Raw genomic sequence first — 25195 nt, forward strand, 5'->3', positions numbered from 1 at the left:
GTGATTGTGCCGTCGCGCCCGGTACGAATGCCACGACCGACGCGCCTTACCCCCGCGCCGATGGGGCGGCGCGGGGGCGAGGCAGGGGAAGCGGCCGGGGCTACACGCGTGCCCCGTTGTCGAGCGGGTCCCGGCGCCCGGCGCCTGGTCTGCCGCGCGGGGCGCCCTTGCGGACCGGCGGCGGAGCCTTGCTGCCGCGTTCCAGGAGCAGCGCGGCCGGCACCGCGGTCATGACCGAGGAGTACGTTCCGACGACGATGCCGATCAGCAGGGCGAGGGCGAAGTCCGCGAGCGAGTCGCCGCCCAGGACGGCCAGCGCGACGAGGATGAACAGGGCGCCCATCCCGGTGTTGACGGTTCTGGGCACCGTCTGCAGGACGGCCCGGTTCGCCACGCTCCCCAGCGGCTCGCGGCGGGCCCTGGCCCACAGCTCCCGCACCCGGTCGAAGACCACCACCGAGTCGTTGACGGAGTAGCCGATGACGGTCAGGAGCGCCGCCAGGAAGATGCCGTCCACGGTGCGTCCCAGCCAGGCGAAGGCGCCGACCAGAATGATCACGTCGTGGACCAGTGCCCCGACCGAGGCCACCGCGAACGTCCAGCGGAACCGGACCGCCAGATAGACGAGTTGGACGAGTACGGCGATGGCCAGCGCGATCAACGCGTTGCGCCGCAGTTCGTCGCCCAGGCTGGGCCCGATGAGCTCGTCCCGGACCTTGGTGGTCTCGCCGCCCTCCTGGGCCAGCGCGGCGCGCAGGGTGTGCTCGCCGGCGTTGTCGAGCGCTCCGGTCCGCACCGAGATGTCGCCCGCGCCCGCCGTGGTGACCTCGGCGTCGGCGAAGCCCGCGCCGGCCAGCGCGGAACGGGCCGTCTCCACGTCGACCGGGCGGCTGGTCGCGTACTCGACGAGGCGGCCGCCGGTGAACTCGACGCCGAGGTTGACCCCACGCACCAGGATGCCGGTCACGGCGACGGCGACCAGCACCGCGGAGACCAGCAGCCAGCGCCGCGGGGAGCGCATCAGCTGCGGATCGCGGCGGTTCAGCCAGGTCCGCACCCGGCCGGGGCTCGCGATGCCGTTGATGCCCCGGTAGTCACCGACGAACGTGGAGCCCGCGGCGATCTCGGTGAGGGCGCGGGCGATGACCAGCGCGGAGAACATCGACGCGAGGACCCCGATGCCGAGGGTGACGCCGAAGCCCTTGACCGGTCCCGAGCCGAGGAAGAAGAGCAGCCCCGCAGCGATCAGCGTCGTCACGTTGGAGTCCGCGACGGCGCTCCAGGCATGGCGGAATCCGGCGGTCAGCGAGGTCCGCAGGGGACGGCCCGGATGCTGTGCGTGTTCCTCCCTGGCCCGTTCGAAGACCAGCACGTTGGCGTCGACCGCCATGCCGATGGCCAGGACGAAGCCGGCGAGTCCGGGCAGGGTGAGCGTGACGCCGAGTGCGACGAGCGCCGCGTATGAGATCACTCCGTAGGCGCCGAGCGCGACGGCGGCGAGGGCGCCGAACAGCCGGTAGACGACGGTGATGAACAGCGCCGTGGCCGCGGCGCCGATGAGGGCGGCTCGGGCGCTGGCGTCGATGGCGGCGGCGCCGAGCGTCGGGCCGACGGTCCGCTGCTCGACGATCTCGACGGGCACCGGCAGTGCGCCGCCCTGGATCAGCAGCGCGAGTTCGCGGGCCTCGTCGGCGCTGAAGGAGCCGGTGATCTGAGTGGACCCGGAGGGCAGACCGGTGTCGCAGCCGACGGTCGGGGAGACCTGCGGCGAGGAGATCACCTGCTTGTCCAGGACGATGGCGACCCGGCGCCGCTCGTCGGCGACCGGGTGGCACGCCGCCTCGCCGGTCAGCCTGGTCCAGTCCCGCCCGGCGTCCTTGTGGAAGTCGAGGGAGACGGACCAGCCGGCGCCCTGCTGGGCGTCGAACGAGGCGGAGGCGTCCTTGACGCCCGCGCCGGAGAGCGCGGCAGGGCCGAGCGCGAGGCGGCGGCCCTGCTCGTCGGGGAGCACCGTCGTGTCCTCTGCCCCCGGGCCGTCGGGCGCTCCGGGGCCCTGTACGGCGTGGAAGGTCAGCTGGGCGGTTCTGCCGATGACCTCGGCGGCCTTGCGCGGGTCCTGGACGTCCGGGAGTTCGACGATGATCCGGTCCTCGCCGGAGCGGGTCAGGGTCGGTTCCGCGACGCCGAGCGAGTCGATGCGCTTACGCAGCACCTCCAGGGTGCGGTCGGTGCTCTCGCGGTCCGCCTTCGCGGTGGCGGAGTCCTTGGCCTGGAGCACCATCCTGGTGCCGCCCTGGAGATCGAGGCCGAGTCTGGGGGACATGGTCAGCGTGATGAGCACGGCTACGAGCAGTACGGCCGCAGCCAGCACCGCCCGCACCGTGGTGGCGCGAGTCATGGGTTTCCTCCGAGGGGCGCCGGGCCCCTCGGTCAGGGTGCCGCGGCAGGGGTACGGGACGGGACCGGTGACAGGTCCCACGGCCGGTGAACGGCCCGGCCCGGAGGCCCGCGCACACCGGGCAGCGCGGCGCGGAAGCGGTGGGCCGCGGCGGCCGGGGGTGCGGCCGGAAGGCTTGCGGGGACGGGGTGCGGCGGCAGGAGACCGGGCGGGCGCGGGAGCGGGGCGCCGGGTCCGGGCGGCGGAAGGTGCTGAGGGGGACGGGGATGCTCGGCGGCGGCCCACGGCCGGGGCGCGGTCACCGGCCCCGGCCGGAGCCCTTCGGCAACGGCGCCGGCCCGGGTCCGGGTATGCGTGTGCGCACCGGTACGGGTGGCGGCGGTGCCGGGATCGTGGCTGGTGCGACTGCCGGGGTTGAGCCCGGGGCGCGGAATCGGGCCGGGCGCGGCGCCGGTGCTGAGCCCGGTGCCTGTGCCGAGCCTGGCGCTGGTGCTGAGCCCGGCGCCGAGCCCGGTGCCTGTGCCGAGCCCGGCTCTGGTGCTGAGCCCGGCGCTGGTGCCGAGCCCGGCGCTGGTGCCGGTGCCGAGCCCGGCGGGGGGCACCGGGCCGGCCGACGTCCGGGCGGGCAGCCCGGCTCCGACGGCGGCGGGCGCACCGCCTGCGACAGCGAGGACCGCGAGGAGCAGCGCGGCGAGGTACCGCCGCGCCGAAGCCGCGCGGCGGCGGCGCGGCGGGGTGTCCGGCCCGTCCTGCGGGTGCGCGTCGCCCCGGGGCGCCCCCGGGAGGGGGGTCACCCGGCTCGGCCGGGCAGGGCGGGTTCGACGGCTCCGTGGCGGAGCGCGGAGCTGAGGAACATCCCGGCCCCGCGCACGACGGTGGTCGCCGGGTCGTCCGGGAGCCGGACCGCGACGCCGAGGCGGACCGCGATCCGGTCGGTGACGTCCGGGCGCAGCGCGCCGCCTCCGGCGAGCAACGGGCCCTTGCGGAGCGCGCCGAGCACCGCGCCGTGCCGGTCCTGCTGCCACATAGCCATGACCATGTCCAGGACGGCCCGGACGACGGCGGTGGGCGGTTCGCCGGGGCCCAGGTCGCTGAGCCCGGTCTCGGCCAGCCGGGCGTCGCGGACCCGCCCGTCCACCAGGAGCGTCGCCTCGGTCAGTTCGGCACCGGCGTCGACGACGAGCAGCGGCCCGCCGTCCTGCGGCCCCGCGCACGCGGCGGCGGCCCTGGCGCTGTCCAGCACGACGACGCGCGAAGGGCCGAGCGCGCCGAGGATCTCCCGCGCGGCGGCGCGGTGTTCGGAGCCCGCGAGTACGGGGTGGCTGAGGACGATCACGGTGTCGTCGCGGTCGGCGCCCAGTGCCATGTCCGCGATACGGCCGAGCATCCGCCCGCACGACTCGGTGTCGACGATGCGTCCGCGCCGGACCGGGCCGCCCCGGCCGTACTCACCGCCGGGGCCGTTCCCGGTGTCGGACACGAGACCCTGTCCGGGGATCCAGGCACGGGTCCTGGAGCTGCCGAGGTCGAGCGCGAGCCCCCGGGTCGCTCCCCGGTGCTGCCGGTGAGCGGAGCGGACGTGTCGCTGTCCGTCGCGCAAAGAACGCATCGCCCCTCACCCCCGGCCCCAGACGCAGCCGTTCGCACACCCATTGACCCGCTGATAGCGAGGCATGACCGATCCCTCACTATGCAATAGGCAGGCAAAGAAAGCCACTCCCACGCAAAATCCAAGGGCCGATCCCGTCACACCCGGTGCGGCAGGAATTCCTCGACCAGCCCGGCGAACTCCTCGGGGGCGGCGATCCGGACGCCCAGGTCCTCGGCCTTGGTCCGCTTGGATCCGGCCTTCTCACCGGCCACCAGAAGCGTGGTGCGCTTGGAGACGCTGGAGGAGGCCTTGCCACCCGCCCGCTCGATCAGCTCGTTCATCTCGTTGCGCGAGAGCTTCTCCAGCGCTCCCGTCATGGCACCGGTGACCACCACGGTCATCCCGTCGAGCGGCCGCTCGTCCGCACCCTCGCCGTCCGCACCTTCCCCGTCCGCACCTTCCCCGTCCGCGCTCTCGCCCCCCGCGTCCGCCTGCCGGCCCGGCTCCGGGGGCGGGGTCGCGCCCGGCTCCGTCATGTTGACCCCGGCGGCGACGAGCTTCTCGATCAGCGGCGCCAGCTCCACCAGCTCCGCGACCACTCCCCCGGCCTTCTCCTTGCCGATCCCGTCGACGAGCTGCAGCGTCTCGGCGTCGGCCGCTCTGATGCGGTCCATGTGCGCGAAGTACCGGGCGATCCGCCGCGACATGGAGCGTCCGGTGCCGCGTACCCCCAGCGCACAGAACACCCGTGAGAGCGGCTGGGCGCGCGCCGCGTCGATCGCGGCCAGCAGATTGTCCGTGCTGGTGTCACCCATCCGCTCCAGCGCCAGCAGCTGCTCGCGCTCCAGGACGAACAGATCCGCGAAGTCCGAGACAAGTCCGGCGTCGACGAGCTGGACGACGCGGGTCGCGCCGAGCCCCTCGATATCGAGCTGGTCGCGCCCGGCCGCGTACGAGACGGAGGCGACGAGGCGGCAGTTCCGGCCCCGGACACAGCGCCAGCGCTGCTCTCTCGTGTCGATCTCGGAGCCGCACTGCGGGCAGGCCTCCGGGAACTCGACCGGCTGTTCCTCGCCGGTCCGCAGGTGGGCGACCGGGGCCTCGATCCGGGGGATGATGTCGCCCGCCTTGTAGACCATCACGTGGTCGCCCAGGCGCAGATCGCGGCGGGTGATGTCGGCCGGGTTGTGGAGCGTGGCGTAGCTGACGGTCGATCCGTCGATCTCGACCGGCTCCAGCACCGCCCTCGGCGCGATGATGCCGGTCCGGCCCACGTTCCACTCGACGCCCAGGAGCCGGGTGACCTTCTCGACGGCCGGCAGCTTGTACGCGATGGCCCAGCGCGGGGCACGGGTGCCCGAGCCGGCCTCGCGCTGGTCCGCCGCGAGGTCGGCCTTGATCACGATGCCGTCGATCCCGAAGGGCAACGAGGCCCGCAGCGCCGCGATTTCCTCGACCCGCAGCTGGACGTCCTCGGCGGTGGTGACGGTGCGCGGCGCCACGTCCGTGTCCGCCGCGGTGTGCACGCCGAGCTTCGCGGCGTATTCCAGGACCTCGCTGTGGGGCAGTTCGGCCAGGGTGCCGGCCGGCTCGCCGGATTCGGGCAGCGCCAGGGCGCCGTACGCGAAGAACGTCATCTCCACGGTGTAGGGGCGGTCCTTGGCGCGCAGGGTGCCCGCCGCGCCGTTGCGCGCGTTGGCGAAGGGCGCGCCGCCGTGCTCGGTGCGGATGGCGTTGGCCTGTTCGAACTGCTCGGCCGTCATCAGGATCTCGCCGCGCATCTCGATCGTGACCGGCTCGGTGAGCCGTGCGGGGAGACCGGCGACGGTGCCGATCGCGTGCGACACGTCCTCACCGGCCGTGCCGTCGCCGCGGGTAATCAGCCGCTCCAGCCTGCCCTCGCGGTAACGGGCGGCGACCGCGAGGCCGTCGAGCTTCGGCTCGACGCTCCAGGCGGCGACCGGCCTGCCTATCCGGCGCTCCAGCGAGGCGGTCCAGGTGACGAACTGCCCGGCCGAGAAAACGTTGTCCAGGGAGAGCATCGGCACGGTGTGCGGGACATCCCCGACGGCCGCGCCGCCCGCCACCTTGCCGGTCGGCGAATCGGCCAGCACCTCCTGCGGATGGGCCAGTTCGTACGCGGCGATCGCGCGCGCCAGCCGGTCGTACGCATCGTCGTCGAGCGTGCTCTCGCCCGTGGCGTAGTACGCGGCGGCGGCCTGCGACGCCTCTTCCACCGCGACGGCGTAGGCAGCGGTATCGGCGAGCACAACAGCTGAGTTCGTCATGCCCTCCATACTGCCGCCCACCACTGACAACGCCCCTGCGGCGAAGTGCCGCAGAGGCCCCGCGCCCTCGTTGGACCGCCGCCCGCCCCGGTGCGTGCCGGCCGTCCGGGAAGTCGCATCCGAAAGGATGGCGAGAGAGCGCTCTCCCACTCAACCAATGCCTCAACAAGCTGCAAACGGCAGCTAGTTGAGGGACTGCGCAGTCTGTTGACATGTCCAGGGCACCACTTTACGTTCCTTTGAGAGAGCGCTCTCTCTCACGATCAAGGAATCCCCCACTTCCTCCGAACAGGAGTGCCGTGCTCTTCTTCCGTCATCGAGTCCGCGACCACCTGCCCACCGGCCGGCAGAGCCACCGGGCGTCCCTGCCGCGCCGGCGGTACCGCATCGCGGGGCTCGTCGCCGCCGCTCTCACCGTGTCCTTCCTCCAGTCCGCCACCGGCAGCGCGTCCGCCGGTCCGGGCACGAGCGCCGCACCGGCCGCCGAGGCCGCCGCGGACGTCGTCCGGGTGGCCGAGTTCCTGGCCGAATGCCCGTACACCCACCGGGCGCCCGACGACCCGATCGTGTTCCCCGGTCTGCCCGGCGCCTCGCACATGCACAGCTTCTTCGGCAACGACTCGACGAACGGCAACTCCGACCTCGCCTCGCTGGAGAAGGCCAGGAGCAGCTGCTCGCCCGACACGGACCTGTCGTCGTACTGGGTGCCGACCCTGTACGACGGCGGCAAGGAGGTCGAACCCACCGGCACCACGTTCTACTACCTGGGCGAGGGGGTCCGGGACGATGTCATCCAGCGGATCCGGCCCTTCCCGCGCGGGCTGCGCATCGTCGCCGGCAATGCCAAGGCGGCCGGTCCCGACGACAACACGATCTCGCGCTGGTCGTGCCTCCACCACGGAGAGGTCAACCCCTCGCACGACTTCGTGAACTGCCCGGCGGACGCGATGCTGGAGTCGTACCTGGACTTCCCGCAGTGCTGGAACGGCAAGGACCTCGACTCCGCCGACCACAAGAGCCACATGTCGTACCCGGTCAACGGCGAATGCCCCTCGACCCACCCGGTCCCGGTGCCCAAGCTGCGTCAGGTGCTCCGCTACCCGGTCAACGGCGACCCGGCCCGGTTCCGGCTGGCGTCCGGCCCCGGCTACACCATGCACGGTGACTTCTTCAACGTGTGGCCCGAGGCAGAGATGGCCCAGCGCGTCCGCGACTGCATCAACGCCATCGTGAAGTGCGGGGCCGACGGCACCCCCTGACCGGCCACCGGCCACCACCCCCGGCCACCGGCTGAACCGCCGCCGTCCGTCCGACTCCCGCCCGGGGCCCCACGCCCCGGGCGGGCCCTTCCCCCGAGGATCTCGTCATGAACGCGGCCCGCAGCACCGCGGCACTGTCCCTGCTCCTCCTCCTGGCCGGATGCTCGGCCCCGGCCGGCACCGGGCCCGAGGCCGCACCGGCCCCCGCAACCACGTCCGCCACCGGCGCCCCGGCCGATCCGACGGACGCCGCCTGGGCCCAGCTGATGACCCCGATGAACGAGCAGGCCGTGGCGCTGCTCACGCTCGCCGGGCAGCGCACCGCCGATCCGCGGGTACGCCGCTGGGCGGCCGGACTCCGTACCGCGCAGAACGGCGAACTCGCCCGGTTGCGCCCGCTGCTGGCCAGGATGGGGCTGCCGGACACCAATGTGCACGAGGGGCACGACATGCCGGGGATGGTGACGGAGCCCGACCTCGAACGGGCCCGCGCCGCCGAGGGCCGGGCGTTCGACCGCGTTCTCATGACGTTGGTCCGCGAGCATCTGAGCCAGTCCGCCCAGGTGTCGCGCTCCGAGGCGAAGTCCGGGACCAGACCCGACGCCAGACGGCTGGCCACTGCCCTGGTGTCGGCGCGCACGGCCGAACTCGCCGCACTCGACCTGCTTCCGGGCCCGTCCGAGGCGGCCGGCTGACGCCCGGAGCCGGGCGGCCGCGGCAGCCGGTACGCGTTTCCGGACCGCTCGTACCGCCCGGTATAAAGGGCTGCATGACTGCCGACGCACCGCTGCCCGCGCGCCCCGCCACCCTGGAGGACGTGGCCGCCGTGGCGGGAGTGTCACGGGCCACCGTCTCCCGGGTGATCAACGGCGCGACCACCGTGGACCCGGCGCTGCGCCGGCTGGTCCAGGAGGCCGTGGACGCCACCGGATACGTCCCCAACCGCGCCGCCCGCTCGCTGGTGACCCGGCGCACGGACTCGGTCGCGCTCGTCGTCTCGGAACGGGAGCGGCGCCCGGTCTCCGAGCCCTTCATAGGCCGGATGTTCTCCGATCCGTACTTCGGGCGGGTGGTCAGCGGGCTGCTCGAAGTCCTGCGCCCGGCCGGAATCCAGCTGGTGCTGATGCTGGCCGACGACCAGTCCTCCCGCGACCAGCTGCTGTCCTACCTGCGCCACGGCCACGTCGACGGGGTGGTGCTCATCTCCTCGCACGCGGACGACCCGCTGCCGGGGCTGCTGCACGACACCCGGCTGCCCGCCGTGCTCGCGGGAGAGCCGCGCCGGCCCACCCCGCTCACCTATGTCGAGGCCGACCAGCGGGCGGGGGCGCAACTGGCCGCCGATCACCTGGTCTCGCTGGGCCGCCGCCGGATCGGAACGGTGTCGGGCCCGCAGGACATGCCGGCCGGTCAGGCGCGGCTGACGGGTTTCCTGGACGCGCTGGCGGTGCACGGCATCCGGGACGTGACGGCCTCGGAGGGCGATTTCACGCACACGGGCGGCGCCCACGCGATGAAGCGGCTGCTCGACGAGCGTCCGGACCTGGACGCGGTGTTCATCGCGTCGGACCTGATGGCGCTGGGCGCCCTTCCGGTGCTGCTGCGGGCCGGCAAGGAGATTCCCGACGACATCGCCCTCGTCGGGTTCGACGACAGCAGCGCGGCCACGGCCTGCGATCCGCCGCTCACGACGGTCCGGCAGCCGGTGGAGGAGATGTCCGCGGAGATGGCCCGGCTGCTGCTGAAGCAGATCGGCAGTCCGGGCGAGCCGGTCCCGTCGGTCATCTTCCACCCGGACCTGGTACGGCGCCGGTCGTCCTGACACTCCCGGGGTACGGGGTTCAGCCCCGCGCTCCGGTGCCCGCGTCGGCGTCGCCCGCCCGGTCCGGCTGCCCCAGGGGCACCTGCGGCCCCGAGACCTCGTTCAGCCAGCGCCTCAGGACCCGGTGCACGGCCTCCGCGCCGACCAGCTCGTCCGGCCGCCGCGCACCTTCGGGGGCGGCCGCGTCGAGCGGGTCCGTCATCCCGCGCGGCCAGAGCAGGAAGGGCCGGGACTGCTCGCCGCCCAGGCCCCCGTGCGAACCGATCTGCTCCTCGAAGGCGTGCACGGTGCCCGCTTCCGGGTCGTACATCGAGTTGACCATGACGTCCGCGACGTGCGGGAAGGTGTCGGTGCGCCGGACCGCGGCCGCCGCTCCCGGGCCGAAGGGGGCCAGCGGCCCTTCCCCGTCGCGCAGTTCCGCCACCGGGACGCTGATCCCGCCGCGCGCCAGGACCACCGATCCGTGGGCCTCGCCGCGCACCAGCAGGAAGCCGATGCCGGGGTGGTTGGCGAGCGTGCCGAGCAGCGCGGGGTGGCGGCTCTCCAGCTGCTCCAGCGAGGCGCGTCCCGCTATGTCGGGGAAGGAGATCAGCCCGAGGTTGCCGGAGGCGAGGACGACCGGGTCCGAGGGATTCGCCAGGTTCTCCTGCCGGCCCCCCTCGACCGGGCGGTGCAGCGCGATCCGTACCGCGTCACGCGCCTCGGAGCCGCTGCGGGTGCGCTGCGCCCGGCGGGGCACCGGCAGTCCGCTGCCCGCCCGCACCAGGTCCTTCAGGGTCAGCCCGTACACCCCCGCGAAGGTCTCCCCCGGGCTCTGGCCGTGGTCGGACAGGAGCACGATCCGGTAGGTGCGCGGGGATTGTTCGGCGACCTTGACGATCAGCGCGAGGGTCCGGTCCAGCCGGGCGAGGACCTTCTCGGCGTCCCGGCTGCGCGGCCCGGAATGGTGGGCCACCTCGTCGTACGCGACCAGGTCGGCGTAGACCGCGGTCCGTCCCGCGAACATGTCGCCCATGACGGCGGCGACCACCACATCGCGTTCGACGACGGTCGCGAAGGCCCGGATGAAGGGGTACAGCCCACCGCGCTTGATCCGGGGGGTCTCCTTGCGGATGCGGGCCCGGGTCGACTGGCCGATCTCCCGGCCGACCTCGGCGACGAACGACAGCGCGGTGCGGACGGCGTTGGCCGGGTCCGCGAAGTAGGCGAAGTACCCGGCCCGGGAGCGGCGTCCCTTGCCGCGTCTGGCGGCCATGGACAGGACGAGCGCGAGCTGGTCGGCGCCGCCGCTGAAGAGGTTGCCCCGGCCGGCCCCGTCCAGCGTGAGGAGTCCGCCGTCCCGGGTGCGTACGACGGCCCGGCGCTGCATTTCGAGGGCGCTGGCCGGTCTGCTGGAGACCATGACGTCGCCGGTCTCCTTCTCGTACCAGCGGAAGGCCGGGACGTCGAAGTTGGTGCCGTGCAGGATGCCGAGCTGGCTGGCGCCGGTCTGGCTGGACCAGTCGGTGCGCCACGGGGTGAGCCGGTGGCCGTCCCCGTCTGCCAGCCAGTGCGCGACGGTCGGCATCAGGCCGTCGGCGGCGGCCCGCGCGAGGACGTCGTGGCCGACTCCGTCGAGCTGGATGAAGACCGTGCCGGGCGGCCCCCCGTCCGTGCCGGCGCCGCTGCCGCTGCGGCGGCGCCGGCGGCCGGCGAGGCGCGACAGCCGGCGGCGGTAGGCGTTGTCGTCACGGACGGCGAGGGCGGTAGAGGTGGCCGATGCGACGGCGGACATCACGGCCGCGACGACGACGGCCATCTGCGGGTCGGCCGCGCCGCGCCCGTCCGGGATGAGGCGCAGCGCTATCAGCAGCAGCGAGCCGTTGAGGAAGAAGACCAGCATGCCCAGGACCAGGGCCGGCACGATGAGCAGGGCCCGTACCAGCACCGGCCAGACCAGTGCGGAGAGCAGGCCGAACGCGCCGGCGCCCCACGCCGCGGTGAACGCGGTCTTGGTGATGCTGTCGCCGTCGCTCGACTGGAGCTGGAAGTCCGGCAGAATCCCGGCGAGCACCAGCATGGTGAGCGTCGAGACCGCCCACACCACAATCACTCGCATCAGGGCGCTTCCGGCTCTCCGCCATCGCCCGTCACCCACGCCGCCGCCACCTCACGTCCGGGCCCCGCTGTTCCGGGCCCCGGTCCAGTTTTTCACAGCGGGAGGGCCCCTTCGGCCGGCGGTCGGCGGCCGGGCCGCTCAGGAGCCGTCGTATCCGGCGGTCGGCATGGACAGCCTGCGGTGCACGCCGGCCTTCGTCCGGGAGCTGTAGAGCGGCTCGTCGAGACCGGCGATCTCCAGGCGTACGCCGCGCCGCTCGCACTCCTCGGTGAAGCGGGGCACCGATGCGACGGCCCGTGCGAGCACCCGGTCGTTGGGGGCGACGAAGAGTTCGACCTCGCCGTCCTCGACGTCGGCCCAGAGCGACTGGTGGTCGGGGGGCAGTCCGTAGAGGCGCAGCTGCCGGGTGACGACGTAGCCCTTGTCGGCGGCCCAGCGGGCGCACATGTCGTGCTGGCTGCGGGTGTCCACGAGGAAGGGGTCGCTGTCGAGCTCCTCCAGCGGCGTGAGACTGGCGATGGCCGCCACCCGTACGTCCCCCATGGCCGTTCTCCCCGTGCTAGGCGTCCTGCGACCCTACGCCCCGGCCTGCCGTACAAGAAGGCGCGTGGCAGGGCGGGCGGGGGCGCACGGGAGCGGGCGCGCCGGCCGTGGGCGGCGGGCGCGCCCGTTCCCGGGGTCAGCCGTCGAGGGAGGTCATGACGTGCTTGATCCGGGTGTAGTCCTCGAAGCCGTACGCGGAGAGGTCCTTGCCGTAGCCGGACTTCTTGAACCCGCCGTGCGGCATCTCGGCGACCAGTGCCATGTGGGTGTTGATCCACACGCAGCCGAAGTCGAGGTTCTTGGACATCCGCATGGCGCGGGCGTGGTCCCTGGTCCACACCGAGGAGGCCAGGGCGTAGTCGACGCCGTTGGCGTACGCGACGGCCTGGGCCTCGTCCGTGAACGACTGGACGGTCATCACGGGGCCGAAGACCTCGTTCTGCACGATCTCGTCGTCCTGCTTCAGGCCGGAGACGACGGTCGGGGCGTAGAAGTAGCCGCTCTCGCCGACGCGGTGGCCGCCCGCCTCGACGGTGGCGTGCTCGGGGAGGCGCTCGATGAAGCCGCTGACCTGGGCGAGCTGGTTGGCGTTGTTGAGGGGGCCGTAGAGCACGTCCTCGTCGTCCGGCTGCCCGGTCTTCGTGCCGGCGGCGGCCTTGGCGAGCGCGGTGACGAACTCGTCGTGGACGGACTCGTGGACCAGGATGCGGGTGGCGGCGGTGCAGTCCTGTCCGGCGTTGAAGAAGCCGCCGACGATCAGGTCGTCGACCGCCTTCGCCAGGTCCGCGTCCTCGAAGACGACGGCGGGGGCCTTGCCGCCGAGCTCCAGGTGGACGCGCTTGACGTCCATGGCCGCGCTCTGGGCGACCTGGATGCCGGCCCGGACCGAACCGGTGATGGAGGCCATCGCGGGGGTCGGGTGCTCGACCATCAGCCGGCCGGTCTCGCGGTCGCCGCAGACCACGTTGAAGATGCCGCGCGGCAGTTCCAGCGAGTCCAGTACCCCGCCGATGATCTCGGCGGTCAGGACGGTGGAGGCCGGGGTGGTGTCGGACGGCTTGATGACCACGGCGTTGCCCGCGGCGAGCGCCGGGGCGAACTTCCAGACGGCCATCATGAGGGGGTAGTTCCAGGGGGCGACCTGGGCGCAGACCCCGACCGGCTCGCGGCGGATGATCGAGGTCATGCCGTCCATGTACTCGCCGGCCGAGCGGCCCTCCAGCATCCTGGCCGCACCCGCGAAGAAGCGGATCTGGTCGATGGCGGGGGCCAGCTCCTCGCTGCGGGTGAGGTGCAGCGGCTTGCCGGTGTCCCGGCTCTCGGCGGCGACCAGTTCGTCGGCCCGCGCCTCCATGGCGTCCGCGATCCGCAGGAGGGCCAGCTGGCGCACGGCGGGGGTGGTGTCGCGCCAGACGGGGAAGGCCGCCGCGGCGGCGGCCATCGCCGCGTCGACGTCGGCCGGTCCGGAGAGCGGGGAGGTCGCGTAGACCTCACCGGTCACCGGGTCCACGACGTCGAGCGTGCGGCCGTCCGAGGCGTCCGAGGGGACACCGTCGATGAAGTTGCGGAACGTGAGGGGCATGCGGGGCAGACCGTTTTCTCTCGTGGTCGGGCGGCGTGGGAGCCGTGGGCGGGGCCGCTGTGGGCCGGGGGACGGGCGCGGGCGGGCCGCTGTGGGTCAGCCGGCCGTCCGGGCGGACAGGTGCTCGTGGACGGCGGGCCAGCCGCCGTCGTCGGTGCGGGCGAAGACGATCGTCTCGCGCTCGTGGACCGTCTCCACACCCTGCTTGGTGGAGACCGTGGTCTCCACGTCGTGGCTGAAGACGGCGGTGGAGCCGAAGTGCTGGATCAGCTGCCCGGTGGAGGTGCAGCCGAGGATGCGGAAGTCGTCCTGGTCCACCCACTCCTGCCAGAGCGCGCGGTACTCGGCGGTGGAGCCGAGCCGCCGCGGGGTGGAGTGGAAGACGAAGGTCGCGTCGGGGGCGAAGGCGCCGAAGTAGTCGTCGAGGCGGCCCTCGGCGAAGGCGGCGACGAGCGCGTCGGCGGCGGCGCGGACCTGCTCGGTGTCCCGGACGGGCGTGCTCATGGAACGGCTCCTGGGTGCGGGGGGCTGGGAAGGAGGCGGGGGTCAGAGTGCCGCGGCCGGTGCGGGGGCGGGCTGTTCGTCGGCGCCGGCGATCGGCGGGACGGGGGTGCCGGAGGCCCGGACGAACCGGGGCCCGTCCGGCCCGTAGACCGCACGCGGTTCGGGGAAGAGCGTCAGCAGGCCGAGGTAGAGCACCGCGGCGAGGGCCAGGCCGACCGGCAGCGAGATGTCCGTACCGTTCGCGAGGTCGCCGAGCGGGCCGACGAACTGGCCGGGCAGGTTGGTGAAGAGGAGCGCGACTCCGGCGGAGAGCAGCCAGGTGGACAGGCCGCGCCAGTTCCAGCCGTGGTTGAACCAGTAGCGGCCGCCGGTCTGCCTGCGGTTGAAGACCTGGAGGGCGTCCGTGTCGTACCAGCCGCGCCTGGTGACGTAGCCGAGGGCCATCACGATCATCCAGGGGGCGGTGCAGGTGATGATCAGGGTGGCGAACGTGGAGATGGACTGGGCGAGGTTGAGCGCGAAGCGGCCGACGAAGATGAAGGCGATCGACAGGGCGCCGATGAGATACGTCGACTGGACGCGGCTGAAGCGGGTGAACACGCTGGAGACGTCGAGGCCGGTGCCGTACAGCGCGGTCGTGCCGGTGGAGAGTCCGCCGATCAGGGCGATCAGACAGAGCGGCAGGAAATACCAGCCGGGCGAGATCGCGAGCAGCCCGCCGACGTAGTTGGGGGCTGCCGGGTCGACGTACTTCGCGGCCTTGGTGGCGATGATCGACGCGGTGGCGAGGCCGAAGACGAAGGGCAGCAGCGTGGCGATCTGGGCGAGGAAGGCCGCACCCATGACGCGGCGGCGCGGGGTGTCGGCCGGGATGTAGCGCGACCAGTCGCCGAGGAACGCGCCGAAGGAGACCGGGTTGGACAGCACGATCAGCGCGGCGCCGATGAAGGACGGCCAGAACAGCGGGTCGGCGGTGGAGGCGAAGGAGCCCGCGTACCCGGCGTCGAAGTCCCCCGCGAAGGCGAAGGCCCCCAGTACGAACAGGGCGGAGGCCGCCACCACCGCGATCTTGTTGACCATCAGCATGAAGCGGAAGCCGTAGACGCAGACCACCAGGACGAGCCCGGCGAAGATCGCGTAGGCGATGCCGTAGGTGAGGTCGGACTCGGGGACGTCCACCAGCCGGTGTGCGCCGCCCACGAGCGCGTCGCCGGACGACCAGACCGAGATCGAGAAGAACGCGACGGCGGTGAGCAGCGAGAGGAACGAGCCGACGACCCTGCCGTGCACACCGAGGTGGGCGGAGGAGGAGACGGCGTTGTTGGTGCCGTTGCGCGGGCCGAACAGCGACATGGGGGCGAGCAGCAGCGCGCCGGCGACGAGGCCGAGGACGGTCGCGGCGAGGCCCTGCCGGAAGGAGAGGCCGAACAGGATCGGGAAGGCGCCCAGCACGCAGGTCGCGAAGGTGTTGGCGCCGCCGAAGGCGAGCCGGAAGAGGTCGACGGGGCGGGCGGTGCGGTCCGCGTCCGGAATCCGCTCCACTCCGTTGGTCTCGACTTCGGTGATCGAGGTCGTCACGGGCGCTCCACCTGCTGTTCGTGCTGTTCATGCGCGGGGACTGGCCCCTCAGTGTGTGGGCCCCGGCGACGGCGGGCAATTGTGAAAGTCACAGAGGGATACCCTCCTTTCTGTGGCCACCAACAAACTGACGGTCGAGGATCTCCTCTCGTACCCGGCGCTCCAGCTCACCGTGCGGGCGGGCAGCGGCGGTCTCGGCCGGTCCGTCTCCTGGGCGCACGCCAGTGAGCTCGCCGATCCGACACCCTGGCTGCTGGGCGCCGAGGTGATCATGACGGCGGGTCTCGCGGTGCCGCGTACGGCGGCGGGCCAGCGGGCGTACCTGGAGCGGCTGGACGACGCCGGTGTCTCCGCGCTGGCGCTCTCTGCGCAGCTGCACATGCCGCCGCTGCACGACGCGTTCTTCAGGGCGGCCGAGGAGCGCGGGTTCCCGGTCCTCGAGGTGCCGCTCGCGGTCCCGTTCATCGCCGTCTCCCAGGAGGTGGCCGCCTCGGTGCAGGAGGACGCGCGCCACCGGCTGGGCGCCCAGCTCCAGGTGTTCGGCTCGCTGCGCTGGCTGGTGGCCGAGGACCTGGACACCCCCACGCTGCTGCGCCGGCTGGAGCGCCTGTCGGGGTACGACGTCTATCTCTGCACCCCGCAGGGGCGTCCGCTGCTGCCCGGGGTGCCGGTGCCCGGGGCGGGGGTGCTGCCCGCGTCGGCGGACGCGCCGCCGACGATTCCTGGCGGCTTCGTGCTGCCGGTGCCGGCGCCGGGCGGTCCGGCGGGGTTCCTGGTGGCGTACGAGCGGGAGGGCGCCCAGCCCGCCGGGCTCGCCGTCGTCCAGCACATCGCCACGGTGGCGGCGCTGCGGGTCGCGATGGTGCGCACCGAGCGCGAGACGCTGCGTCGCGAGGGCGCGGAGACGCTGGCCGAGCTGTTGCAGGAGGTGCTCGACCCCGAGACGGCGCGGCGCCGGCTGGCGCGGCACGCGATCGAGGGCGACACGGTGCTGATCGTGGTGCGCGGGGCCACGGACGAGGCGCTGCTGCGCTGTCTCCAGGACCAGCCGCATCTGCTGCTGACCTGGGGCGAGGACCGCTATGTGCTGGGCTCCGGTGAGCTGGCCGCGGAGATCGGCGGGCTGCCGGGGGTGGCGGCCGGGATGAGCCGGACCTTCCTGCCGGGCGCCGCGCTGCGGGTGGCGGAGCGGGAGGCGCTGTGGGCGGTGTCCAAGGCCGTGGAGTCCGGCCGGCCCGTGGTCCGCTACGGCGACGACTCGACGGGGCGCTGGCTGCCGGACGATCCGGCGGTGCTGACGGCGCTGGTCGAGCACGTGCTCGGCGAGGTGCTGCGCTACGACGCCGCCCATGACTCGCAGCTGCTGGTCTCGGTCCGCACCTGGATGGAGCGCGACCGCCGTACGGAGACGGCGGCGGCCGCCCTGCACATCCATCCGAACACCCTCGCCTACCGGCTGCGGCGCTTCGGTACGCTGGCCGACCGGGACCTGGGGTCGACGGGGGCGCTGGCCGAGGTCTGGCTCGCGATCCAGGCGGCGGGCACGCTGGGGCTCACGGACTGAGCGGAACGACGGGCCGTAGGCTCGACAGCGGGTCCGGGAGCGGACCGGCAAAGGGGCCCGGGGAACAGGAGGCGGCGCGTGCCGGTGGAAGTCACCTGGTGGGGTCATGCCACCTGCACGATCGAGGACTCCGGGGTCAGGGTCCTGACCGACCCCCTCTTCGTACGGCGCATCGCGCATCTGCGCCGCCGGCGCGGCGAGCTGCCCGGTCCTGCGGCCGCGGTCGCCGATGTCGTCCTGATCTCGCATCTGCACTCCGACCATCTGCACCTGCCGTCGCTGGCCCGCATCGCCCCGGGCGGCCGGCTGATCGTGCCGATGGGCGCGCTCCGGGCGGTCCCGGGGCTGCGGCTGCTTCGCCGGGTGCGCGGGCTGCGGATCACCGAGGTCGTGCCCGGCGACGAGGTGCCGGTCGGTGCGGTGCGGATCCGCGCGGTTCCGGCCCTGCACGACGGGCGGCGCCTGCCGGTGGGCCCGCACCGCTCCCCCGCGCTGGGTTACGTCGTCGAGGGCACGGCGCGCACCTACTTCGCCGGTGACACCGGTCTGTTCGACGACATGGCGCGGGCGGTCGGTCCGGTGGACGTGGCGCTGCTGCCCGTCGGCGGCTGGGGGCCCTACCTGGGCCACAGCCATCTCGACGCGGCCCGCGCCGCCGAGGCGCTGACCCGGCTGTCGCCGCGCTCGGCCGTGCCGGTGCACTACGGCACGTACTGGCCGATCGGGATGGACGGGGTCCGGCCGCACGAGTTCCATTCGCCGGGTGACGAGTTCGTCCGCCAGGCGGCGCTGGTGGCGCCCGGGGTGGCCGTGCACCGGCTGGAGCACGGCGAGCACGTCCGGCCGGAGGCCGGCGGGTGATCCACGAGGTCGTGAGCCGGCTCCCCACGGAGTCGACGCAGCAGGCGGTCGGCTATCCGTCGCTGTTCCTGCTGGTGGCGCTGGGCGCTCTGGTGCCGGTGGTGCCGACGGGCGCGCTGGTGAGCTCGGCGGCGGTGGTGGCGTTCCACCAGTCGTCGCCCTTCGCGCTGCTGTACGTCTTCGCGGTGGCGTCGGCGGCCGCGTTCCTCGGGGACATCTCCCTGTACTGGCTGGGTCAGCGCGGGGTGCGGTCGAAGAACGGTTCCAAGTGGCTGCGGGGAATCAGCGAGCGGGCCGCTCCGGAGCGGCTCGCGCAGGCGCAGCAGAAGCTCGACGAGCACGGCGCGATGGTGCTGGTGCTGTCCCGGCTGGTGCCCGCCGGGCGGATTCCGGTGATGCTGGCGTGTCTGCTGGGGCGGATGCCGATGCGTCGGTTCGCCCGCGGGGATGTACCGGCCTGTCTGGCCTGGGCCGCCACGTATCAGCTGATCGGCGTTCTGGGCGGCTCGCTGTTCCCCGAGCCGTGGCAGGGCGTGGTGGCGGCGGTCGGGCTGACGCTGCTGATCAGCGGGGCGCCCGCGCTGTGGCGCCGGGCGCGGGTGCGGTTCGGCCGCTGACGGGGCGCGCGGTTCGAGGGTGCAGGTGGTGTCAGCGCAGCTCGTCGAGGGCCGACGCGAAGATGCCGAGGGCTGCCGCGACGTGCGGCAGTTCCAGCGGCCGGGCGGCGGCCAGGGCTTCCAGCTGCTGCTCCGGGGTCGGCCCGAGCAGCGGCCCGGTGCCCAGGCGCACCCGCAGGGCCCCGAGCTCGTCGCCGAACCGGTGGCCGCCGGGGACCGGCGCGCCGAGCCGCTCCGTCAGGTACTCCTCCAGCTCCAGCGAGTCCGTGACCCCCCGGGCGGCGAGCCGGGACCTGAGCGGGCCGAGGTCCGCGTAGAGGTGGCGGCCGGCCTGCGGGGGCCGGGCCAGCGCGCCCGAGGCGAGGACCGCCCGGTGGGCGGCGGCGGCGACCTGCGCCTGCATGGCCGAGGCCCGGCGGACCCGCTCCGTGACCGCGTCCGGTTCGCGCAGCGCGTGCGCGGCAGCGGCCGCGACGGGACCGGCGACGAAGGCACCGAGCGCGGTGAGGATGTCGAGCGTGCGGGCGTGGCGGACGGCGGCCCGGCGGGTGTCCGGGAACCGGGCGACCGCGACCGGCCAGGCCGACGGGGTCAGCGCACCGGTCAGGTCGGAGATCACCGTCACGTCGTCGGGGCACATCTCGGCCGGGCTCAGCAGCACCGTGTCGCGCGGCCGGTGCAGGGTGTCGCGCCAGGTCTCGTCGCTGACGATGTGCAGCCCCTCCGCGACGGCGGCCTCGCAGGCCTCCCGTACGAGTTCGGGCGGCGCGACGGTGGCGGTGGGGTCGTCGACGACAGAGATCAGCAGCAGCCGGGGCCGGCCGCCCTCGGCCCGTACCCGGCGCACTGTCTCCAGCAGCGCGTAGGGGTCGGGGACGCCGCCGCACTCCGCGGGGGTCGGCACGTGGTAGGCGGGTCTGCCGAGCAGCCGGGCCTGCGGAATCCAGGCGGCGGGGCAGGGGCGCGGCATCAGCACGTCGCCGCCGTGCGCGGCGATCAGTGCGAGCAGCAGCGCGGAGGTGCCCGGCGCGGCCGCGATGTGTTCGGGGCCGCCGCGCAGTCCGCGCCGCTCCCAGTAGCCGCGCGCGGCGTCGCGCAGCTCCGCCGAACCGCCGGCCGGCTCGGGCACCGCGCTGCCCGCCGCTCCTGCCAGCACCTCGGCCAGTTCGGGCAGGACCGGCAGGCCGGGTCCCGGCGCGGGCGGCCCGTACCGCACCGGTCCGCGGTCCTCCCGGACTCCCGGTGCGTCGCGCCCGGCCCGCCCGCGTCCCTGACGCCCGGTCCGCTCCCGGCCCATCCGGGCCTCCTTCGCCGCCGCTCGGTCCGCCGGCCCGTCGGCCGGGCCGTGTGAGCCCCTTTATACGAGGGAATGGCGCGGGCCGCCCGGCGGGCCGGGAACCGGACCGGCCGTGACAGCCCCATTGACACCCGCCCCGCCGCGTCATTACGGTCACGCCAAGATTTCGAACGAGTGACGAAATATCGAACACATCGAGGGGCAGTTGCCTTGCGCATCACCGGAATCAGTACACATGTGGTCGGAACGCCCTGGCGGAACCTCACGTATGTGCAGGTGCACACCGACGAAGGCCTCACCGGTGTGGGCGAGACCCGGATGCTCGGCCGCACCGACGCGCTGATCGGCTACCTGCGCGAGGCGGAGGCCAACCACATCGCCGGTTCGGATCCGTTCGCCGTGGAGGACCTGGTACGCCGGATGAAGTACGGCGACTACGGACGGGCCGGCGAGATCGTGATGTCGGGCATCGCGGTCATCGAGACGGCCTGCTGGGACATCAAGGGCAAGGCGCTCGGCGTCCCGGTCTGGCAGCTGCTCGGCGGAAAGGTCACCGACCGGGTCAAGGCGTACGCCAACGGCTGGTACACCACCGAGCGCACCCCGCAGGCCTACCACGAGGCGGCGTCCGGGGTCGTCGCGCGCGGCTACCGTGCGCTGAAGATCGACCCCTTCGGGACCGGCCACTACGAGCTGGGCCAGGAGGAGACCCGGTACGCGGTGTCGCTGATCGAGGCGGTCCGGGACGCGATCGGGCCCGACACCGAACTGATGCTGGAGATGCACGGCCGGTTCAGCCCGTCCACGGCGGTGCGGATCGCCCACGAGATGGCCCCCTTCAAGCCCGCCTGGCTGGAGGAGCCGGTGCCGCCGGAGAACCTCAAGGCGCTGGCCAAGGTGGCCGGCAAGGTCGACATGCCGATCGCGACCGGCGAGCGCATCCACGACCGGATCGAGTTCCGCGAGCTGTTCGAGTCACAGGCCGTCGACATCATCCAGCCGGACGTCGGCCACATCGGCGGCATCCTGGAGACGCGGAAGCTCGCGGCGACCGCAGAGACTCACTACACGCTGATCGCCCCGCACAACGTGGGCGGCTCGGTCCTGACGGCGGCCAGCCTCCAGGTCGCCGGCTGCACGCCCAACTTCAAGATCCTTGAGCACTTCAATGACTTCGCCGACGCCGAGATCAAGAAGGTCGTACGGGGCGCCCCGCAGGTCGACCCCGCGACCGGCTGCTTCGAACTCTCCGACGCCCCGGGGCTCGGCGTGGAGCTCGACGTGGACGCCGCCGCCGAATTCCCCCAGCAGCGGGCCAGGTTCGACCTCTGGGCCGACGGCTGGGAGAAGAGGCAGCCCGAGTGAGCACCGCCCCGGCCCGCTCGCGGGCGATCACGGTCGACCGGCCCGGCGGCCACCGGCTGACCGAAGGACCTGTTGTGGAACCCGGCCGGGGGGAGGTCCGGGTCCGGGTCGCCGCTGCCGGCATCTGCATGAGCGACCGCGAGGTGTACGACGGCCGCCGCGACCCCGGCTACGTCCGCTACCCGGTGGTGCCCGGACACGAGTGGTCCGGGGTGATCGAGGCCGTCGGCGCGGGCGTCGACCCGGCCCTGGCCGGACGCCGTACGGTCGCCGAGGGGTTCCGTTCCTGCGGCGGCTGCGAGCGGTGCCGGGCCGGCGAGACCTCGCTGTGCTCGGCGGGGTACGACGAGACGGGGTTCACCCGGCCCGGGGCGTTCGCGGACCATGTCGTGGTACCCGCCCGGCTGTTGCACCCGCTGGCCGACGACGCGGACCTGCGCGCCGCCGCGCTGCTGGAACCCGCCGCCGTGGTCGCCGCGGCGGTAAGGGCCGGGACGCCGGAGCCCGGGGAGCGGATCGCGGTCGTGGGCGCCGGCACCCTCGGGCTGCTCGCGGCGCAGCTGCTGGCCTCGGTGTCACCCGGTGAGCTGACGGTGATCGACCCGAGGGCCGAACGGGCCGGCCGGGCCCTGGCGTTCGGGGCGAGCGAGGCCCTGAGCCCCGAGGAGGCCACGGCGGTGCGCGGCCGGTACGACCTGGTCGTGGAGACGGCGGGAGCCGCGACCACGGCCGCCGATGCCTGCCTGCTCGCACGGCGCGGCGGCCGGGTGGTGCTCACCGGGATCTTCGCCCTCGGGGCCACCGGCATCGACCCGGTGCACATGTCGCTGAGCCAGCTCACCGTGCGCAGCGTGTTCGGGGCGTCCTCCGCGTCCTGGTCGTACGCGGTACGGGCGTTCACCGCCGGGCTGCTCGATCCGGCGGCGCTGATCACGCACGAGTTCCCGCTGGAGCGGTTCGCGGACGCCGTGGCGCTGGTCGGGGGCGGCGCCCCGGGGACGGGCAAGGTCCTGATGCGCCCCTGAGGGAGGGCCGCCCTGTCCCCTGACGGGCGGCGGCCCCCGCACCCCTCTGCTTCCGAACCCTGTCCGGCCGACCGAACACGAGAGTCCGACCCCCCGAACACGAAAGGTCGCTGATGACCTCCGCTTCCATCGCCCCGTCCGGCACCCGCCCAGGCGCCCGGCGTCCGGGAGAGCCCGCGCTCACCGCGCTCGGGCTCGGCGCCCCGGCCCCGGACCCGGCCGACGCCTCCCCGCACTCCTTCCCGGACGGCGGCACCTGGCGGACCGAGATCCCGTCGGTGGAGGGGCCCGAGGCGCTCTCCGTCGTACTGGAGGAGAGCGCGCGGCTCGATGTTCCCGTCCACCGGGTCAGCCAGGGCAGCGGGATCTGGATGCTCGGCGACGCCGAGATCACCGAGATGGCCGAGGGCTGCGCCGAACGGGGCATCGAGCTCTGCCTGTTCACCGGACCGCGCGGCAGCTGGGACACCGGCGCGTCGTTCCGTACCGACTCGGGCGGGGCGGGGCTGCGCGCCCGTGGGCACGACGCCCTGGCCGGCTGTGTCGAGGACGCCCTGCGGGCCTCGGAACTGGGCGTGAGGTGCCTGCTCGTCGCCGACGAGGGAGTGCTCTGGACGCTGCACCGGCTGCGCGTCCAGGGCGTGCTGCCCGCCGACACGACGTTCAAGGTGTCGGCGCTGATCGGCCCGGTCAACCCGGCGTCCTACGCGGTCCACGAGCGGCTCGGCGCGGACTCGGTCAACATCCCCTCCGATCTGACGCTCGCTCACTTCACCGAGATCAGGCGGGTGTCGGCCGCGCCCATGGACCTGTATATCGAGGCTCCGGACGACCTCGGCGGCTATGTGCGGATGTACGAGGCGGCCGAGCTCATCCGGCGCGGCGCCCCGCTCTATCTCAAGTTCGGGCTGTCCAGGGCGCCCGGCATCTACCCGTACGGCGCCCATCTGCGCGATGCCGCCCTGGACACGGCCCGCGAGCGGGTCAGGCGCGGCCGGCTCGTCCTCGACCTGCTGGCCCGGCACGGCGCCGACGGGAACATGTCGCCGCTGGGCTCCCGGCTGCCCGGCCCGCTGCGCCGCTTCCCCGCGGAGTGAGCCGTCGCCGGGCGGGGCCGTGATCCGGACCCGCCCGGCGACGCGGGCCCGTCAGCCGGCGAAGGGTGTGCCGGCCGTGCCGCGGCCCGCGTCCGGCAGGACGAGCAGCGAACCGGCCAGCGGATGCGGGGCTTCGAGGCCGCCGCGGGCCGTGGAGATGTACAGGTCGCGCAGGCCGGGTCCGCCGAAGGCGCAGGACGTCGGCCGCCGCACCGGCAGCTCGACGACGCGCTCCAGCACGCCGTCCGCCGTGTAGCGGCGCAGCGCGGCCCCGTCCCAGAGGGCGACCCAGACGGCCCCCTCAGCGTCCACCGTCAGCCCGTCGGGGTAACCGGCCCCCTCCTCCACGGTGGCGAACGGGCGGCGGCCGCCGACCTGTTCGCCGTCCACGTCGAAGACGTCGATCCGGCGGGTCGCCGTGTCGATGTAGTACATCAGCCGGCCGTCGGGGCTCCATCCGGTGCCGTTGCTGCAGGCCACCAGGGGCAGTATTCGGGTGGTCGTGCCGTCGGGCGCGACGCGGGTGAGGCTCCCGCCCGTCTCCGACTCGTCGTAGCGCATGGTGCCCGCCCACAGCGCCCCGTCCGGCGCCACCGCAGCGTCGTTGCCACGCCGTCCCGGTTCGGCGTCGTGGACCAGCCAGCGGAAGGCGCCGTCGGCGTCGTAGAGGCCTATGCCGTCGCGCAGGTTGACGACCAGGCCGCCGCCCGCTCGCGGTTTGGCCGCCCCGACGTGCTGTTCGGTGGCCATGACCGTACGGCGGCCGGTGGCCGGTTCGTAGGTGTGGATCCGGGCGCCGAGGATGTCGACCCAGATGAGGCGTCCGGTGGCCGGGTCCCAGGTCGGGCCCTCACCGAGTGCGGCGTGCTCGCGGACGGCGACTTCGAGGCGCGGGCGGCTCATACCCGTCCCCCGTGGTGTCCGAGCCGGCCCGAGAGGTCTGCGGCGCCGTCGGCGGCGAGGGCGGCCAGCTCCTGTTCGCGCTCATCGCTCCAGCGGATCATCGGGACGGAGATGGAGAGCGCCGCGACGACCCTGCCGGTCCGGTCCCGTACGGGTGCGGCCACACAGCTCACGTCCGGGTTGGACTCGCGGTGCTCCACCGCGATGCCGCGCTCCCGGACGGCGTCGAGCGCGGTGCGCAGCTCCGCCTCGTCGGTGATGCTGTTCGGGGTCATGCCTGTCAGTTCGAGGCCGTCGAGCCGGGCGTCGAGCTCCCGGCCGGGCAGGGCGGCGAGGAGCATCTTGCCGACGGACGTGCAGTGGGCGGGCAGCTTGCGGCCGGCCGCCGAGACCATCCGGACCGCGTGGGTGGAGTCCACCTTGGCGATGTAGATGACGTCGGTCTCCTCCAGGATCGCCACGTGGACGGTCTCCCCGCACGTCTCGGCCACCTGCTGGGCCACCTGGCGGCCCTCGGCGGCGAGGTCGAGCTGCTCGGCGTACCGGCTGCCGAGCTGGTAGGTGCGGACGCCGAGGCGGTAGCGGCCGGGCTGGTCCGGGGTGGTCACCAGGTAGGAGCGGGCGGCCAGTGTGGTGAGCAGCTCATGGACGGTGGTGCGGGGCAGCTGGAGCTTGCGGGTGACCTCGGGCGCGGAGAGCGTACCGTCACCGTCGAGGAAGAGTTCGAGTACGTCCAGCGCCCTGGTCACCGCTGGGACAAGTCGCCCCATGGTCGTTGCACCACCCTCTCGCGTTCGACATTC

General features: G+C 73.6%; 21 protein-coding genes. 9 read left to right on the forward strand and 12 right to left on the reverse strand.

Annotation, left to right across the window (positions count from 1 at the left end):
* Positions 1-100: 100 nt before the first annotated feature.
* The 4 genes from secD to ligA all read right to left on the reverse strand — a co-directional run bounded on the left by secD (position 101) and on the right by ligA (position 6286).
* Positions 101-2398 carry a protein translocase subunit SecD gene (gene secD / locus EDD93_RS36960; RefSeq protein ID WP_123530950.1) on the reverse strand — a complete coding sequence of 766 codons (2298 nt, stop codon included), beginning with the start codon at positions 2396-2398 and terminating at the stop codon, positions 101-103.
* Positions 2399-2430: 32 nt separating this feature from the next.
* The gene (locus tag EDD93_RS40760; RefSeq protein WP_123530952.1) at positions 2431-3192 is read right to left on the reverse strand and encodes a hypothetical protein; all 762 of its coding nucleotides are present in this window, start codon (positions 3190-3192) and stop codon (positions 2431-2433) included.
* Positions 3189-4007, reverse strand: a complete 819-nt coding sequence (locus EDD93_RS36970; protein ID WP_123530954.1) for a rod shape-determining protein — start codon at positions 4005-4007, stop codon at positions 3189-3191. The genes EDD93_RS40760 and EDD93_RS36970 overlap by 4 nt, the downstream gene beginning before the upstream one ends.
* A gap of 137 nt (positions 4008-4144) precedes the next feature.
* Positions 4145-6286 carry an NAD-dependent DNA ligase LigA gene (gene ligA / locus EDD93_RS36975; RefSeq protein WP_123530956.1) on the reverse strand — a complete coding sequence of 714 codons (2142 nt, stop codon included), beginning with the start codon at positions 6284-6286 and terminating at the stop codon, positions 4145-4147.
* A gap of 290 nt (positions 6287-6576) precedes the next feature.
* On the opposite strand from ligA, the gene EDD93_RS36980 reads away from it, so the two are divergent.
* From EDD93_RS36980 to EDD93_RS36990, 3 genes are all read left to right on the forward strand, one after another.
* Complete coding sequence (locus EDD93_RS36980) at positions 6577-7536, forward strand: DUF1996 domain-containing protein (protein ID WP_398906389.1); 960 nt, start codon at positions 6577-6579, stop codon at positions 7534-7536.
* Between the two features lie 107 nt (positions 7537-7643).
* Positions 7644-8231 (forward strand): DUF305 domain-containing protein, encoded by a 588-nt coding sequence (locus EDD93_RS36985; RefSeq protein WP_123530958.1) that lies wholly within the window; start codon positions 7644-7646, stop codon positions 8229-8231.
* 74 nt (positions 8232-8305) lie between these two features.
* Entirely contained in the window at positions 8306-9358 is a 1053-nt protein-coding gene (locus tag EDD93_RS36990) for a LacI family DNA-binding transcriptional regulator (protein ID WP_123530960.1), read from the forward strand.
* A 19-nt stretch (positions 9359-9377) separates the two neighbouring features.
* Here the strand turns inward: EDD93_RS36990 and EDD93_RS36995 are convergent, their stop codons facing one another.
* The 5 genes from EDD93_RS36995 to EDD93_RS37015 all read right to left on the reverse strand — a co-directional run bounded on the left by EDD93_RS36995 (position 9378) and on the right by EDD93_RS37015 (position 15663).
* Positions 9378-11456, reverse strand: coding sequence for a phage holin family protein (locus EDD93_RS36995; RefSeq protein WP_123530962.1), 2079 nt, complete (start codon positions 11454-11456; stop codon positions 9378-9380).
* 138 nt (positions 11457-11594) lie between these two features.
* Positions 11595-11999, reverse strand: coding sequence for a hypothetical protein (locus EDD93_RS37000; protein ID WP_123530964.1), 405 nt, complete (start codon positions 11997-11999; stop codon positions 11595-11597).
* Positions 12000-12135: 136 nt separating this feature from the next.
* Positions 12136-13581, reverse strand: coding sequence for a gamma-aminobutyraldehyde dehydrogenase (locus EDD93_RS37005; RefSeq protein WP_123530966.1), 1446 nt, complete (start codon positions 13579-13581; stop codon positions 12136-12138).
* A 96-nt stretch (positions 13582-13677) separates the two neighbouring features.
* A complete protein-coding gene (locus EDD93_RS37010) occupies positions 13678-14085 on the reverse strand; it encodes a nuclear transport factor 2 family protein (protein ID WP_123530968.1) in 408 nt (135 codons plus the stop codon).
* A 42-nt stretch (positions 14086-14127) separates the two neighbouring features.
* The gene (locus EDD93_RS37015) at positions 14128-15663 is read right to left on the reverse strand and encodes a cytosine permease (protein ID WP_123530970.1); all 1536 of its coding nucleotides are present in this window, start codon (positions 15661-15663) and stop codon (positions 14128-14130) included.
* A gap of 112 nt (positions 15664-15775) precedes the next feature.
* On the opposite strand from EDD93_RS37015, the gene EDD93_RS37020 reads away from it, so the two are divergent.
* The 3 genes from EDD93_RS37020 to EDD93_RS37030 all read left to right on the forward strand — a co-directional run bounded on the left by EDD93_RS37020 (position 15776) and on the right by EDD93_RS37030 (position 18705).
* Positions 15776-17227 carry a PucR family transcriptional regulator gene (locus tag EDD93_RS37020; protein WP_123530972.1) on the forward strand — a complete coding sequence of 484 codons (1452 nt, stop codon included), beginning with the start codon at positions 15776-15778 and terminating at the stop codon, positions 17225-17227.
* Between the two features lie 78 nt (positions 17228-17305).
* Positions 17306-18088 carry an MBL fold metallo-hydrolase gene (locus EDD93_RS37025; RefSeq protein ID WP_123530974.1) on the forward strand — a complete coding sequence of 261 codons (783 nt, stop codon included), beginning with the start codon at positions 17306-17308 and terminating at the stop codon, positions 18086-18088.
* On the forward strand, positions 18085-18705 hold the full coding sequence (locus tag EDD93_RS37030) for a DedA family protein (protein WP_123530976.1): 621 nt from the start codon (positions 18085-18087) through the stop codon (positions 18703-18705). Before EDD93_RS37025 ends, EDD93_RS37030 begins: the two co-directional genes overlap by 4 nt.
* A 31-nt stretch (positions 18706-18736) precedes the next feature.
* Here EDD93_RS37030 and EDD93_RS37035 read toward each other — a convergent pair whose 3' ends face one another.
* The gene (locus tag EDD93_RS37035) at positions 18737-20002 is read right to left on the reverse strand and encodes an aminotransferase class I/II-fold pyridoxal phosphate-dependent enzyme (RefSeq protein ID WP_123530978.1); all 1266 of its coding nucleotides are present in this window, start codon (positions 20000-20002) and stop codon (positions 18737-18739) included.
* A 210-nt stretch (positions 20003-20212) separates the two neighbouring features.
* Between EDD93_RS37035 and EDD93_RS37040 the strand changes: the two genes are divergently transcribed.
* From EDD93_RS37040 to EDD93_RS37050, 3 genes are all read left to right on the forward strand, one after another.
* Positions 20213-21367, forward strand: coding sequence for a mandelate racemase/muconate lactonizing enzyme family protein (locus EDD93_RS37040; RefSeq protein ID WP_123530981.1), 1155 nt, complete (start codon positions 20213-20215; stop codon positions 21365-21367).
* Entirely contained in the window at positions 21364-22392 is a 1029-nt protein-coding gene (locus EDD93_RS37045) for a zinc-binding dehydrogenase (protein WP_123530983.1), read from the forward strand. The genes EDD93_RS37040 and EDD93_RS37045 overlap by 4 nt, the downstream gene beginning before the upstream one ends.
* 113 nt (positions 22393-22505) lie before the next feature.
* Positions 22506-23489 carry a hypothetical protein gene (locus EDD93_RS37050; RefSeq protein ID WP_123530985.1) on the forward strand — a complete coding sequence of 328 codons (984 nt, stop codon included), beginning with the start codon at positions 22506-22508 and terminating at the stop codon, positions 23487-23489.
* Between the two features lie 51 nt (positions 23490-23540).
* Here EDD93_RS37050 and EDD93_RS37055 read toward each other — a convergent pair whose 3' ends face one another.
* Entirely contained in the window at positions 23541-24392 is an 852-nt protein-coding gene (locus EDD93_RS37055) for an SMP-30/gluconolactonase/LRE family protein (RefSeq protein ID WP_123530987.1), read from the reverse strand.
* Positions 24389-25162 (reverse strand): IclR family transcriptional regulator, encoded by a 774-nt coding sequence (locus EDD93_RS37060; RefSeq protein ID WP_123530989.1) that lies wholly within the window; start codon positions 25160-25162, stop codon positions 24389-24391. The genes EDD93_RS37055 and EDD93_RS37060 overlap by 4 nt, the downstream gene beginning before the upstream one ends.
* Positions 25163-25195: the final 33 nt, after the last annotated feature.

This window comes from Streptomyces sp. 840.1 (genome assembly GCF_003751445.1).
GTDB lineage: Bacteria > Actinomycetota > Actinomycetes > Streptomycetales > Streptomycetaceae > Streptomyces.